Source organism: Streptomyces sp. NPDC002309 (assembly GCF_053593375.1).
This window is the reverse complement of sequence record NZ_JBSFCI010000006.1, coordinates 111,326-125,529: the sequence shown is the minus strand read 5'-3', so window position 1 is coordinate 125,529 and position 14,204 is coordinate 111,326. Positions and strand designations below refer to the sequence as shown.

The following is a 14,204-nucleotide window of genomic DNA, read 5'->3' as shown; positions in this document are numbered from 1 at the left end:
GTCCGGTCCCGGGACCGAGCCGAGCAGTCACCGTGCCCGGCGACGGCGCGCCGCCCGCAGAACGGGACGTGGGCCGCCGTCGCCGGGCCGGTGGCCGGGGGGGAGGGCCACGCGGCCCGGCGGGGCCGTCCGCCCGACGACGTGCTCGGGTTGTCGGCGCGGGCACGGCGTCGCTCCTTCCACGCGTCACGTTCCTGCAGGAACGACCGGCGTCGGACGCCGCTCGATCAGGGCTTGGCGGAGTACACGACACCGGCCAGGTTCTGCGCCGCGGAGCCCCAGACCTGGTCATGGAACGCGGAGTCGGCGCCGAGCGTGTGGAGCAGCCAGGCGGTGGTCACTCCGTAGGTCAGCTTCAGCTGTGCTGCGCGCGTGATGGTGCCGTTGTCGCAGCCGAAGCCGGAGCTGTCCTCGAATCCGCAGTGGAACCCACCGGTGATGACACGCAGTTGGGTGACGGACGGCTTGGCGTCGTACATCTTCCGCTGATGGTCGGCGACACCGGCGATGGTGTCGGCGCTCCCGCCGACGTACTGGACGGGGACGCGCAGCGTGCTGGAGGCGCTGACGGCCGAGGGACTGGTCTCCGCGGCGGCGAGGGTGGAGACGGACTTCACGGCCGGGTTCCGGCCCGCGGCGAGCAGCGCCGCCCCTCCGCCCATCGAGTGGCCCGAGACGGCGAGTCGGCCGGTGTCGACGGCTCCCGCGAATCGTGAGCCGGTGGTGCTGTTCTGGGTGGTGAGCCAGGTGAGTGCCGCGTTCAGGTCGTCGGCGAACGCCGAGTGGTCGGGGAACAGGCCGCCCTGGGACTTGGGTGCGACGGTGATGAGGCCCCAGGAGGCGTAGTGCTTGAGCAGGCTCTCGTACTGGGTGATGGACTGGAAGAAGCCGTGTCCGAAGGCGAGAGCGGGATGGGCGCCCGCGGCGACCGGCGCGTTCGCTCCGGCTGACGTGCCGGGGTACCAGACCCTGGCGCTGTACGAGCGCCCCGACGCCGTGACGGTGAGATCCGTGGAGGCGACGGGGAACGACCCTGGTACGGAGGGGTCCGCCGCCTGCGCCGGGGTCGCCGTCCGCGAGGCGTGTGCGGACGGCGCGACGGCGAATGCGGTTGCCGCGGTCAGCAGCAGCGCGGTCAGGGACCGCAGGAGTGTACGGAACACGAGATCACCTTTTCTGTGGGGATGAAACAGTGATTTCCGGTGGTACGTCTCCGGGGTGTACGGGCTTCTCCGCACGGAGGCGGTGTGCGGGCGTCGAAGACACACCCGCGAAACCCAGATGGGGAACTGGGAAGGGTCCGTGACGCGGACAGCGGGTCGAGCTCATGAGCCGCTGCCGAGGTGGGACGCGGCGCGGCTCACCCAGCCGGCCGGGGGCGCTGGCCGCCCAACCGGAGGGTGAAGTCGCGCAGAACGAGGCTGACCAGGGGGGCGCGGCGGCCGAGCGCGCCGAGCCGCTCGTCGGCCGCTGCCGTCCACACGGCCCGCGCCGGCCGCAGGGCCGCGATGCCGCGGACGGCGCTGGTCGTGACCGCGCCGTTCAGCGCCTGTGCCAGGGTGAAGGACAGCGGCCAGCGGCCGGGCAGGCGTCCCCGCTCGGTGTGGCAGCCGGTGGCGAGAACTCCCTGCTCCGTCTTGGCGGCGAACGACACGCCGTCTGCTCGCAGGACCTCGAAGGTCGCCATCTCCTTGGGGATGCCCCACAGGGCGCGGCCACCGGCCATGGAGGCGTCGCTGTCGACCCAGATGTCGGTCACGCACACCCGCGGGCGCGCTTCGGCACGCACGAGGACCGCTCGCAGCAGCTCGTTGTACCGCAGGACGCTGTCGTTCTCGTAGACGACCCAGGCCGCACCGACCAGTCCGCGGCCGGCGATGACGACGGGTCGGGTGCCCGGTGCGACGGCGGGAAGTTCCGTGCGCGGCACCAGCCAGAGGGACAGATACATCTGCCCGGCCAGGTGCCAGGGCTCAGCCGGATAGGAAGTCATGTCCGCGTCCGTTCGGTGGGGGGTGGTGGAGACAGAAGACGCCTGGGGCCCGGCCGGAACCGCCGGCCGACGCGGTGGGACGGGTGGGACATGGCGGCACGGGAGACCGGGTTCGGGGCGTGGGGCGGCCCCTTCCTCCCTGGGCGGCATCATGGCGGCGAGAGCCACGAGGGGCAGCCCTTGTCGGTGAGGCACAGCGCACTCACACAGCCGCCGGAACCCGAGCGATGACGAGGACGCCGTGGTCCGAGGCGCTCATCGAGCATCTCCCTCGGTGAAGCCGGCCAGCAGGGAGGTGACGAGGCGTTCGAGGTTCTGACGCCGCGCCTGGCTGTGGACTCCGGTGAGTGCAAGCGGGCCGTCCGTCCCGGGGACGTGCGGGACGAGGGCCAGGTGGGGCAGGAGCACGAGGAGGAGCGACAGGAGCACGTCCAGGTCCGCGTCCTCGCGCAGCGCACCGGCCGCGACGGCGCGTTCCAGCAGGGGACGGAGACCAGCCTCGTAGATGGCGTTCACGGGCACTTGCACCGCGTTGCGGACCGCCGGGTCCATCTCCATGTTGGTGGCGGCGGTCACCCCGCGCTCCAACGGCTGCCCGGTGAAGTAGTCGAGCCATGCCTCCAGCGCGTCGACGAGATGGGTGGAGAAGTCACTGGTCCCGTCGTAGCCGTCGAGCCAGGGCAGCATACGGGCGTGGATGCGGAGCGAGGTCTGCTCGGCGACATAGGTGAAGAGGTCCAACTTGCCCGAGAAGTACTGGAAGAGCGAACCCTTGGCCACCCCCGCTTCGCGGGCGATGACGTTCAGACTGCCCGTCGAGTAGCCGTGGGTCCCGAACTCGTCCATCGCCGCGACCAGGACACGCTCACGGCGGGCCGGCGACAGCCGGGTCCATGTAGGTGTGGGCATGAGCACTCCTCACCATGACCGGGCGGTCATGTGACCGCCCGGTCATGGTGGCGTCGGCCGTCGCCGGATGTCAACGAGTCTGACGGGTCCGGCTGTTGAGCGTGCGTCCCACCCGGTGACAGGGATTCCTGACGTCCACCGGCAACCCGTGACGCGGCGACCTCGGCCGGCGACTTCGCGTGCGAGCTCCTCGCCCTGGCCGAGATCGGGCCCGGCGGGCGCGATCTCGGCACGGACCGCCGCGACATGCTCGAACTCGTTCAGCTCGCCCGCCGCACGGGCACCGCGTCCCTCCGAGCGGCCGCCGTCAGTACGGCGCGCGCCGCGGACGAGTCCAGAACCGGGAGAGAGGCCGGCGGCCACTCACACAGAGATCCCCGGCCTGCAACGACGGCTCAGCGAGTGAGGGCCTGTCCGGCTGATCGCCGTCGACATGGTCAGGTCAGACCGGTGGCTGCGGATCGTATTGAATTCCGCGGCGCACCTGGCGTGCGCGTTCCGGAGACGACAGCCGGGCGACGAGGTGGAGCGCCATGTCGATGCCGGCCGAGACACCCGCGGAGGTGACCATGTCCCCGTCATCGACGAACCGCTCGTCGGCCCGCACGTCGATCGTCGGGTCGAGTTCCTTCAGTCGTTCCACCGCGCCCCAGTGGGTGGTGGCCGGACGTCCGGTCAGCAGGCCGGCGGCGGCGAAGACCAGCGAGCCGGTGCACACGCTCGTCATGAGCGGAACCGTCTGTCGCTGGCGGCGCACCCACTCCAGGTGCGGGCCGTCGTCGAGCCGGGGCCGGGTTCCCCGACCGCCGGGATAGAGCAGGACGTCCAGCGCGGGCATGTCGTCCATCGAGTGGTGCGATCCGATCGTGAGCCCCTTCGAGCACGTCACGGGCTGGCCGTCGGCGGAGAAGCAGAACACCGCCCAATCGTCCTCGGGGAAGACGCGCGTCCAGTACGAAAGGACCTCCCACGGGCCGACGGCGTCCAACTCCTCGACGTCCGGGAACAACAGGATCCCGATCTGCCGCACCCTTCGGTTGCTCATACCTCCATCCAAGCAGGAGCGACCTCGCACAGCCACGACGATTCGCCCCGGCCATCAGCCTGGGTGGGGCGGACGCGCCATGGCTCGTCCTCTCGGGGCATCGATATCGGGGAATCGAGTCCCTCTCAGACCCGGAGCAGTTCAGTCGAAGCAGCCGGTCTTGGCCCCGTCCGTCTCGGAGCCGACCTCGACCTCGAACCCCGAGGCCGAGTCGAACTCCGGCGCGGCCTCGTGGCCGTGCTCGATCCTCAGCAGGGAGGTGGCGGTGAACTGCACGGTCAGCAGGAGGGCGTCGCCTTCCCCACCCTTGGTGAAGCAGAGTCCCGCCACCGTCTCGGGGGTGCTCCGGTCCACGGGGTCGGACTGCAGGCGCCAGCCGTCCGCCTCTGCCGTGGTGCGGTAGAAGTCCACGACCTTCTGCCGCGGGCCGGAGAACGCGTAGACGCGCTCGGCGTACAACCAGGCGTCGCCGGTGTCGTCGATGCAGCCCGCGTGCACCGAGGCCGGGTCCTTCGGGACGGTCGCCCCTTCCGGGGCGGATCGGAGGATCGGCTGGGAGCGCAGTTCCTTGACGCGTGTCGCCGTGTCGTCGCAGGAGTTGAACGGGGAGAGAGCGGTACACCCGGTCAGGCCGCCTGCGGCAAGCAGCGCGGCAACCAGCAGAGGTATGCCGACCGAGGCGAGCGGCCGGGTGGGGTGCGTCGGGGGTCGCATAGGGTCTCCCATCGCCGTCGGTTGCCGACGGTTCGGGGTCGGCGGGACAGGTCCAGCGGCCGTTCCCCGGCCCTGTGGGCGTCACGGCCGCAGGGCCCCGGCTGCGTGGCTTCACAGGTCGAGCTGGTACTCCAGGGCCTTGTGCGTGGGAACGTAGCCCAGTGCGTCATTGATGCGCCGCATGTGCGAGTTGCTGTCGGCCGTATCGGTGACCAGGCCGGAGAGCGCGGGGTGGTGGGTGCGGGCGACACGGATCGACTCGGCCTTCATCCACCGACCGAGGCCGTGGCCGCGGTGCTCGGGCAGCACACCGGTGCCGTAATGCTGCCCCTCGCCCTTGCCGTCGCCCGGCACGACGAACTCGGAGAAGCCGGCGACCGTGCCGTCCGACTCGCTGATCGCGACGACCGTGGTCAGCAGGTCCCCGCGGTCGGCGATGGCCTTGGCCGCGGCCAGAACCCGTTCGACGTCCCAGACCACGATCCCGTAGTCGGTGTCGTCCATCGGCATGTCGTCCATCGCGCGGCGCGAGTCGGCGAAGGTGGAGGCCAACTCCTCGGGGACGGTTCCGCACCAGGACGCGAGGCGGTAGCCGGGGTGCGGCCGCTCGGCGATCGCGTCGATCTCCTGGACCCTGCCGCTGTCCGGTACGTGCAGGGCGAGCCGCGCATACGTCAGTGTCAGCACCTTGCGGAAGCCGCTTGCGGCGAGGAAGTGATCGCCGGGCGTGTCCGCCTCGGCCTGCGCGACCACCGACCGCCTGCCCGAATCCCGCGCGGCGCCCACCGCCAGCTCAAGGAGTCGCGACCCGACCCGCCTGCGCCGCTCCGCCGTGTGCACGTTCACCCGCAGCTCGGCCAGGTGTGCCTGGCCCTCTCGGGTGAACATCCTGAGAAACGCGGACCCGAGAGGGTCGCCGTCATCCCTGCTGGCCAGCCATGCGAGGCGATAGCCGGTAGAGGTGCGGTCGGGCTCGGTCAAGGCGGTGATGACGATGGGCAAGGCAGCTCCGGTGCCGTCAAGGGGTGTGCGTGCAACCACAGTTGATCACGCATCCGGGAGCCGGTACAGCGGGTTTTGCGCAGCCGAACAGACGATGCGCCAGGCCGGGCGACTGCGCGGACACCAACTCATCACCGACGAAGTCAGCCTTGTCGCCGACCGGGGTCAATTCCTGCTGGGTGGCCCTTTCTCGTCGGCCTCGATCTGATGGTCGGCCCAGACATAGCCTTCGGGCAGCAGGTCGGCGATGGGGACGGATCGCATGCGGTCGCCGTCGCCGACGATCACCTTGAGGGCGGGATAGTAGTCGAGGAGGACCTGACGGCAGCGTCCGCACGGGGGAACGACCCCTCGGTCGCGATCTCCCACGGCGACGATCGTGTCCAGTTCGTAGGCTCCCTGGGTGGCCGCCACGCCGATGAGGACCAGTTCCGCGCAGGGTCCTCCCGTGAAGTGGTAGGCGTTCACGGCGGTGACGATCCGCCCGTCCCGGGCGCGCGCCGCGGCGGCCATGGTGTGGTTGTCGCCCCGGCAGCGTGTACGAGCGACGTGGCCCGCGGCCTGGACGAGTTCGTGGTCGACGGGGTGGGTCCGCTGGGTCATCTTCTCTGCCTTCGTCGGGTGTCGGGCGACCTCGGCCCGAGTGACGGAGGGGCGCGCAAATGAACACGGCCCGTTCGTCAGGGAACTCGCCCCGGCCCCGGAGCCCGGCGGGGGAAGGCCGGTTCAGTCGCCATACTGTCGGCATGGCGTTCAGCATGATCGAAGTGATCCTCTACTGCGTGCAGTTCAGTCGGCAACTCAGTGACGAGGAAGTCGAGCGCATCAGCAGAATAATCCTGGAACAGCCGCCCTACGACCGCACCGTCCAGGAGCAGTACGAGGCGATCGAAGCGGATCTGGAGGCGGAAGCCTGGGAGCGAGTGGTCTGGGATCAGCCGCACGACGGACCGGCGATCCAGGACTTCCTGCGGCGTCTGCTGGAACATCTGGACACACTGCGACCGTGGCAGGAGCCGCCCTTCCGCGACCTCGGTACGGACCGCTGGGAGGAGTTCAAGCGCGGGACACTGCTGGCCCGCGTACGACTGCGACTGCATTACCCCGTCATCGGATACCTCCGCACCGTACCTGAGGAGGAGAACGGGCTGCGGGGTCTGGTGCTGCGCCTGCGCTCCGGGGACGAGGTCGCGCTGATCGCACCGCCGCTGCCCGACAGGTCCGACGCCGTGCTGATGGCGGCACCGCCGCACCGCTCCGCGCGCGAGGTGACCGAGGCGTTTCTGACGCATACGGGGCTTCCGCGTGAGCAGGTGTCGCCGGCGGTCCGCCGGTGGTGGGGACGGCAGGACGGTGGGACGCGGCCACCATGGCTGGAGTCGCCGCGGGGCTGAACACACCCGACGTCATGGCCCTCGGCTCGTCCGGGGGGGGTGACATGGGGGTCGCGCGGGTCACGGCGTCACCGGCGATGAGGCGGTCGGGGGCTTCGGGCCTGTCGAGGAGCTGAGCTCAGGCCGCTGACGCGCGATCACCGCGTGCCGCCTTGCCGCCGCCGCGCGCAACGGTGCCCGCTTCAAGAGCCGTCACCTCCGGACAAGGGGTGGACGGCATGGGGATCGACTACAGCTACGAGATCATCGTGCCTGCTCAGAACGTCGCCAGGGCTGGCTGAACGGTCAGCCGGTCCAAGACACGGTTCCCGGCCCCCGCTTCGCCCACTACCGTGATCTTGTGGCTGTGTGGCCCGGACACGATCAGCAGGGGTGAGCCGATTCCCTCGGAGGATCGCAGGAAGGCGCCGGGCCTGGCAGACTGTGCGCCACCTGGGGGGGGAGATCGTCGTGCCGGATGAGCTGACCGTCCGCCGGATACTCGGGGACCAGCCGTTCGCCGAGATCGGGCGGCCCGAGTGGGCGGTGACCGACAAGCGTCACGGCTGCGTCATCGCGGCCGGTGACCTCGGCCACGTCATGTGGCGCGGTTCGGGCCACTGGCTGGGCAACCGGATCGTCGTGTACGAGGCCGACACCCTCCGTCCGCGCCATGTCGTCGCATCCCGCTACTCCGTGTGTGCCATCGAGCCTCACCCCGCGCTGCCGCTCGTCGCCGTCGGCACCGGCCGCTACGACGGCTCGTGGGATTTTCAGGGTCAGTTGCTCCTGCTGCACCTGGAGACCGGGCGGGTGACGAACCTGCTGAGCAAGAGCCGTCAAGTGCGCCACCTGCGCTGGCTGGAGGACGGCCGGCTCGCGATGCTGCTGTCCCCCGAGGACAAGGACGGCGGCTTCCGCAAGGGCTTCGAGCTGGCCGTCGCGGTGGACGACTGGCTGTCCGCTCCGGCCGGTCTGGTCGACCCCGACGACGCACGTCATCCGGCGGTCGAGAGCGGGCTCCTTCACGACCCGCATGTGGAGAGCACCCTCGCGCGGCTGACCGAGGGCCGGTGGCGGCGACGGGCGGAGGTGCGGGACCTGGCGGTGCTGTCCAACGGACGGCTGCTCGCCACCGGACGGCACACGGACCTCGAATGCTGGGACCCGTCGGGCGCGCTGAAGTGGGCTCTTCCTGCGGACGGGGAAGGAAGCGTCCGGGTCGAGGCGGCCCCTGACGACGAGTCGGCCTGGGTGACGTTCCGCGGCTACCGTCACGACGAGGTGACGGGCCGCCTGGCCGACCGTGCGACCACTGTTCGGCGGATATCTACGGCGGACGGCGAGTCGGTGGACTGCTTGGACGTGCCGTCGGCCCCCGCGCTGCACGCCGCTGACGAGGGCTGGCGCGCCCTGCGCCCGCAAGGGCCTGACACGCACGCCGCGCTGCTGCTCGCCCCCACGCACCAGCAAGCGGCACGCCTCGACCTCGCCGCCGACCGCTCCAACTCCCCGGCGCTACGCGTCAGACACAGCGCCCGTCTGCTGTACGTGAACGGTCCTGGCCCGGACCACGACGAGCCGTGGATCCAAGCGATCGATCCTCCGGGCGCCCACGGCCCCGCCTCCCTGCGCGCCCTCTTCCCCTTGCGCTGGGACCCGGCGTCCGCGCTCCAGCCCTGGTTCGGTCCCGCCGTCGAGCTGACACACACCCTCGTCCACGCGGGCCGGTCGTACGAACGGGGCGCCACCTACAGGGAAACCCGCGAGGGCACGTACGTCGTGAGCCGCGGACTGCCGGACGGAGAGGCGCGCTGGGTGTACCACACCGACAAACCGCTCGCCGATCTCGACGGCGACGAGCGGAGCGTGTACGTCGTGTACCTCACCGGTGAGGTGGAGACCCTGGACACGGCGACGGGCGAGGTGCGAGCCCGGCACACCCTGCGCGCGCACGGCCACCCGGTCACGCCGGTGTCCGCCGCGTACCGGGCGGAGCAGCACCGGCTGGTCGTCGGAACGGTGGACGGGCGGATCCTGGACTGCTCGGTATCGGGTTGACCGGGTCGGCGGCAACCGCTGCCGGCCCCGGCCCTACCGGCGACACCGCCGCCGAGCGACCTCGGGCGGGGATCCACGGCCGAGAGGGCTGTTCTCCACCGCCCCGGCTCACGTAGGGCGCGAACATCGCTCACTCGGACAGATACCGACGGCCTCCCCGGCCTCCGCGAACTCGTACTGCTGAAGTTGTCACACTCTGCGCACGACGACGGTCATTCATTGGAGAACGGCAGCAGGCACCCGCCGAACCAGACAGCCGGTCCATGGGTCGCACGAAGGGCACGACATCGCGCTGACTCCGACGGCACGCCCGTAGCGACCGAACCCGCGCAGAGGCCGTCGTCAGCCAAGAACGTCCCCGACCGCTCACACCCCCTTCCCCACCGCCAGCCGCATACGAGAGCCACGTGCGTTCCGTACACCTGGCGCTACACCACGGGAGCACCTTGTGTCCTATCACGAGCACACCGACCACCAGTACGCCAAGCACATCCGCGCCGGCGCCCCGGAATCCTTCAAAGCCTTCACCGCCTGGGACGCGCAAGCCATGCGGGGCAGTGACAACGTCATCGCACCGAAATACGCCGAGCTCATCGCTGTGGCCGTCGCGCTGACCACCCAGTGCCCGTACTGCATCGAGGCACACACCAAGGCCGCACACTCCGCCGGCGCCACACAGCAGGAGGTGGCCGAGACCATCATGATCGCGGCGGCCCTGCGTGCCGGCGGCAGTTTCGCCCACGGCTTCATGGCGATGAAGTTCTTCGACCAGGCCAAGGGCAGCGACGCCGCGGAGGCGTGAGCGGGCATCCCCTCAAGACCGTTCAAGGGCCCATGACACCTGGAAACGTGGCAGGGCTCGGACACCGCGCGGAAGGAGATCATGCGGCACGCAAGCGCAGCGCCGCCCTCGGCGATGGTGCGACACAGTGGGTGCCGAGGACGGCGGAGGGCCTGGTACCGGCAGCCCTCACTGTTCCTTCCCTGGAGGTCGGCCTGGAGGATGCAGTCGGCCCCGGTGGGCTCGCAGCCCGGTCGTGGGATGGGTCGCGTTCATGCCTGCCGGACACGACCGCCACGGTCACCTTTGGGATGACCTGGCTTCGCGCGGTGGGTGCTGTCCGGGTCCCGTGGGGTTGTGGGCCAGCGGTGTGGGGGACAGAGTGGTGTCCTCCTCACCGGGCTCAAGGAGCGTGTCGGCCGCGCCGATGATCAACGGGTCGGGTTCGCCGACCGCTTCGACATCCTTGCGGGCGTAGTCGATGCGGGTGAGCAAGTGGCGTATGGCCTCGAGCCGGGCGCGCCGTTTGTCGTTGCTCTTGACCACGGTCCAGGGCGCTTCGGCCGTGTCCGTGGTGCGGAACATGGCAACCTTGGCTTCCGTGTAGGCGTCCCACAGGTCCAGTGAGGCGACGTCGGTGGGTGAGAGTTTCCACTGCCGGACCGGATCGACCTGGCGGATCGCGAAACGGGTACGTTGCTCCGCTCGCGAGACGGAGAACCAGAACTTCACCAGGCAGATCCCGTCCTCCACCAACATCCGCTCGAACGCGGGGCATTGCCTGAGGAAGAGGTGGTACTGCTCCTCGGTGCAGAACCCCATCACCTTCTCCACCCCGGCCCGGTTGTACCAGGACCGGTCGAAGAAGACGATCTCGCCGGGGCCGGGCAGGTGGGCGACGTAACGCTGGAAGTACCACTGCCCGGCTTCCCGGGCGGTCGGTTTGTCGAGCGCCACGACTCGGGCCCCGCGAGGGTTGAGGCGTTCGGTGAAGCGCTGGATCGTTCCGCCCTTGCCGGCGGCGTCACGGCCTTCGCAGATCACGATCAGGCGCCCGTCGGTGCCCTTGATCCATCGTTGCAGCTTCAGCAGTTCGATCTGCAAGATCCGCTTGGTCCGCTCGTATTCACCTCGGGGCACCTTGCGGCGGTACGGGTAGTTCTCCTGCCACGTCCGGAGGGGCATGCCGTGGGCGTCCAGCAGCACCGGCTGCTCAGGACGGCGGCCGTCCACGCTCAGTCCCGCCAGCAGGTCTCTTGCCTCCTCGACCACGGCGGACCTCCTCAGCCGACGCCCCCTGTCACCATATGCCCGCGACGCTGCGGTTCGCGTGTCGTCCTGGCCTCCGCGGACGTCGAGATCGCCGAGGATCCGCCTGGTACGCCCCTCGGCCGACCCGGCGCCCTTTCAGGATGGCGCGACGTGCGTCACGGCGAGACGCCGGCGCACGACGGTCCGTTCGATCGCTCCACGCACCGGACACCGTGCCGCGCCTGGCCCCATCCCTGCGCCGGCGCAGTCATGCACCTGCGCACGTCACCTGCGCAGGTGAGGTCGCGGTATTCCCGGCAGCCTCGGAACCCGCGTGCGAGATGTCTCACCGATCGACGCCTCTCCGTCCACTAGACAGGTCTGTCTAGTATGAAGAGGTTGCCGACGCCGACCCGAGAGTGACCGCATGAATCCCGCACCCCCCACGCCGGCCTCCCCCGCACCGGACTCCGCCGGGACGGGCGCCCCCGCACGCCGTCGCGCGCATGCCGCCCCGCGACGCCGGCTGCTGAGCCCCGCCGTTTCCCTGGGCGTGCTGGCCTCGATCATCGTGTCGCTGCTGGCGGCGTCCAGCGCGCCGACGCCGCTCTACGCGATCTACCAGCGGCACTGGGGCTTCTCACCCGTCACCGTCACCGTCGTCTTCGGCGTCTACGCGGTGGCCGTACTCCTCTCCCTGCTCTTCTTCGGAAAGATCTCCGACCATGTGGGGCGTCGGCCGGTACTGCTGATCGCGCTGATCGGTCAGGCGCTGGCGATGGTGGTGTTCGTCAACGCGGGGGACGTGAACGCCCTGCTCGGCGCACGCGTGCTGCAGGGAATCAGCACCGGTGCCGCACTCGGCGCGCTCGGCGCGGGAATGCTCGACATCGACGCGCGTCGGGGCGGCTTCCTCAACGCTCTGGCACCGACCGTCGGGACCGGGGTCGGGGCTCTGGCCTCCGGGCTGGTCGTCCAGTACCTGCCGGCCCCGACCCGACTCGTCTACCTGGTGCTCCTGGGTGTGTTTGTGCTGCAGGCGCTTGCCGTCCTCGTCGTGGGCGAGACGGTGACCCGCAAGCCGGGCGCGTTGGCCGGCATGGCTCCAGAGTTCAAGCTGCCGAGGGCCGCACGCCCAGCGCTGGCGATCGCCGCACCGGTGATGTTCGCCGTGTGGGCGCTCACCGGCCTGTACGCGGCACTGGGACCGGCCATCATCCGGACGCTGGTCAGTTCCTCCTCCGTGGTGTGGGGCGGGATCCCGCTGTTCGTGCTGGCCGCGTCCGCGGCACTCTCCGTCGTGGTGCTGCGCACGACAGCCACGCGCACCGTCCTGCTGATCGGCATCGGCTCGCTGGTCATCGGCGTACTGACCACACTGGCGTCCGTCGCCTCCGGCGGCGGCACCGTCTCCGTGACCGCGTTCTTCCTGGGCGCGGCCATCTCCGGCTTCGGCTTCGGAGGCGGCTTCCAAGGCGGCCTCAGGCTGGTCGTCCCGCTGGCCGAGGCACACGAGCGGGCCGGCGTACTGTCGCTGCTGTACGTGATCTGCTACGTGGGACTGGGCGTTCCAGCAGTGATCGGCGGGGTCCTGGTGGTGCACGGCGGTGGCCTGGTGCAGACCACCGAGGAGTACGGCGCGGCCGTCGTCCTGCTCGCCCTCGTGGCACTGAGCGGGCTCCTGCTGAGCGGCCGCCGCGCCGAGCACGTGGCCGTGGTGCGGCCGTCCGACCTCCCTGCCGAGACGGCGACTGCGCCGAAGATGGCGCAGCGCTGAGCGCGCCGCGGAACGCGACGCTACGATAGACAGAGTTGTCTGAATGAGGTGTCGGGAATGGCGACCAGGAATACCGGGAACCGGGCACCGGCGCGGGAACGACTGCTGGGCGCGGCCAACGAGCTCTTCTACGGCGAGGGCGTGCAGTCGGTCGGCATCGACCGGATCATCGAGCACGCCGGAGTGGCCAAGGCCTCCCTCTACAACGCCTTCGGGAGCAAGGAAAGCCTTGTCTGCGCCTACCTGGAGTCCCGTCACGAGCGCAGCCGGGAACGGATCACCCGTGCCCTGACCCGGTTCCGCACGCCGCGGGAGCAACTGCTCGGCGTTTTCGACGCACAGGGCGAGGCGTTCACCGACCCCGCCTACAACGGCTGCGCGTTCGTGCGGGCGACCGCCGAGTCGCCGGACGACAGCACAGTGCGCCGTGCCGCCGAGAACTACCGCGCCTGGGTCAGGGGCCTGTTCACCGATCTCGCCACCGCGTCCGGATACGCGGAGCCCGAGGAACTGGCCCGTCGCCTCCAACTGCTCTACGACGGCGCCGAGCAGGCGGCACGGATGGACCGGGACGCGTCCGCCGCCACGTCCGCCCGCGACGCCGCGGCCACCCTCCTCGACGCCGCGGCCCGAACAGAGACCTTGTAGGACGCACATCGAGACTGCTGGTCAGAAGCGTTCGCGATCGCCAGGACTTCACCAGGAGACGAGGACGTAGGACCAACGGCCGATAGGCACGCGATCATTTCGTTCTCTAGCCTCCGTCACACCCATCAGTTTCCGATGGGCCTGACCATCAGGAGGCAGCACGATGCCGGCTGACGCCACGGCTCACCTACGTATCGCCCGTCCGTCACTCGACCTCCGAGCGGCGGAACGCTTCTGGATCTCGGGTCTCGGCCTCGAGGTCCTGTATCGGCATACGGCGGACAGCGCCGCGGGCGGGCACTCGCTTCTCATGGTCGGCTGGCCCGATGCTGCTTGGCACTTGGAACTCGTTCACGATCCGACCGCCCCCGTGGATCCACAGCCGACTCCTGAGGACCTGCTGGTGGTCTATCTCGACGGACCGGTGCCCGACACCCTGGTGGAACGGCTCGAAGACCATGGCGGGAAGCAAGTGCCCGCTCACAATCCGTACTGGGACACTTGGGGCGTGACGATCCGTGACCCCGACGGATATCTCCTGGTGCTGTCCACCCGTGACTGGTCCAACTCGTAGGGCGCCGACAACCGCGCCAGACCCTGTAGCGACGGTGCTGGTCCAACTCGGCACCCGGGACGTGGAACGTCGACTC

The 14,204-nt window shown here is 70.0% G+C and carries 14 protein-coding genes; 6 read left to right on the top strand and 8 right to left on the bottom strand.

Annotated elements, in window-relative coordinates; translation table 11 throughout:
* Positions 1-227: 227 nt before the first annotated feature.
* The 7 genes from ACWCPM_RS07505 to ACWCPM_RS07475 form a co-directional block, all read right to left on the bottom strand.
* Positions 228-1,163: an alpha/beta hydrolase family protein gene (locus ACWCPM_RS07505; RefSeq protein ID WP_450975190.1), complete on the bottom strand. Its 936-nt coding sequence runs from the start codon at positions 1,161-1,163 to the stop codon at positions 228-230.
* A gap of 197 nt (positions 1,164-1,360) precedes the next feature.
* A complete protein-coding gene (locus tag ACWCPM_RS07500; protein ID WP_450975189.1) occupies positions 1,361-1,993 on the bottom strand; it encodes an acetoacetate decarboxylase family protein in 633 nt (210 codons plus the stop codon).
* Positions 1,994-2,248: 255 nt separating this feature from the next.
* Positions 2,249-2,902 carry a TetR/AcrR family transcriptional regulator gene (locus ACWCPM_RS07495; protein WP_450975188.1) on the bottom strand — a complete coding sequence of 218 codons (654 nt, stop codon included), beginning with the start codon at positions 2,900-2,902 and terminating at the stop codon, positions 2,249-2,251.
* 442 nt (positions 2,903-3,344) lie between these two features.
* A complete protein-coding gene (locus tag ACWCPM_RS07490; RefSeq protein ID WP_450975187.1) occupies positions 3,345-3,947 on the bottom strand; it encodes a DJ-1/PfpI family protein in 603 nt (200 codons plus the stop codon).
* 141 nt (positions 3,948-4,088) lie between these two features.
* The gene (locus ACWCPM_RS07485) at positions 4,089-4,661 is read right to left on the bottom strand and encodes a hypothetical protein (RefSeq protein WP_450975186.1); all 573 of its coding nucleotides are present in this window, start codon (positions 4,659-4,661) and stop codon (positions 4,089-4,091) included.
* A gap of 111 nt (positions 4,662-4,772) precedes the next feature.
* On the bottom strand, positions 4,773-5,663 hold the full coding sequence (locus ACWCPM_RS07480) for an N-acetyltransferase family protein (RefSeq protein ID WP_450975185.1): 891 nt from the start codon (positions 5,661-5,663) through the stop codon (positions 4,773-4,775).
* A 165-nt stretch (positions 5,664-5,828) separates the two neighbouring features.
* Positions 5,829-6,266, bottom strand: a complete 438-nt coding sequence (locus ACWCPM_RS07475; RefSeq protein WP_450975184.1) for a cytidine deaminase — start codon at positions 6,264-6,266, stop codon at positions 5,829-5,831.
* A 143-nt stretch (positions 6,267-6,409) separates the two neighbouring features.
* On the opposite strand from ACWCPM_RS07475, the gene ACWCPM_RS07470 reads away from it, so the two are divergent.
* From ACWCPM_RS07470 to ACWCPM_RS07460, 3 genes are all read left to right on the top strand, one after another.
* On the top strand, positions 6,410-7,057 hold the full coding sequence (locus ACWCPM_RS07470) for a hypothetical protein (RefSeq protein ID WP_450975183.1): 648 nt from the start codon (positions 6,410-6,412) through the stop codon (positions 7,055-7,057).
* A 450-nt stretch (positions 7,058-7,507) separates the two neighbouring features.
* Positions 7,508-9,097: a hypothetical protein gene (locus ACWCPM_RS07465; protein ID WP_450975182.1), complete on the top strand. Its 1,590-nt coding sequence runs from the start codon at positions 7,508-7,510 to the stop codon at positions 9,095-9,097.
* Between the two features lie 448 nt (positions 9,098-9,545).
* Positions 9,546-9,899, top strand: a complete 354-nt coding sequence (locus ACWCPM_RS07460; RefSeq protein ID WP_450975181.1) for a carboxymuconolactone decarboxylase family protein — start codon at positions 9,546-9,548, stop codon at positions 9,897-9,899.
* Positions 9,900-10,178: 279 nt separating this feature from the next.
* Here ACWCPM_RS07460 and ppk2 read toward each other — a convergent pair whose 3' ends face one another.
* On the bottom strand, positions 10,179-11,150 hold the full coding sequence (gene ppk2, locus ACWCPM_RS07455; RefSeq protein ID WP_450975180.1) for a polyphosphate kinase 2: 972 nt from the start codon (positions 11,148-11,150) through the stop codon (positions 10,179-10,181).
* Between the two features lie 406 nt (positions 11,151-11,556).
* Here ppk2 and ACWCPM_RS07450 point away from each other — a divergent pair, with 406 nt between their 5' ends.
* The 3 genes from ACWCPM_RS07450 to ACWCPM_RS07440 all read left to right on the top strand — a co-directional run bounded on the left by ACWCPM_RS07450 (position 11,557) and on the right by ACWCPM_RS07440 (position 14,128).
* The gene (locus tag ACWCPM_RS07450; RefSeq protein WP_450975179.1) at positions 11,557-12,906 is read left to right on the top strand and encodes an MFS transporter; all 1,350 of its coding nucleotides are present in this window, start codon (positions 11,557-11,559) and stop codon (positions 12,904-12,906) included.
* 57 nt (positions 12,907-12,963) lie between these two features.
* Positions 12,964-13,554, top strand: coding sequence for a TetR/AcrR family transcriptional regulator (locus tag ACWCPM_RS07445; RefSeq protein ID WP_450975178.1), 591 nt, complete (start codon positions 12,964-12,966; stop codon positions 13,552-13,554).
* Between the two features lie 163 nt (positions 13,555-13,717).
* Positions 13,718-14,128, top strand: coding sequence for a VOC family protein (locus tag ACWCPM_RS07440; protein ID WP_450975177.1), 411 nt, complete (start codon positions 13,718-13,720; stop codon positions 14,126-14,128).
* The last annotated feature ends 76 nt before the right edge of the window (positions 14,129-14,204 follow it).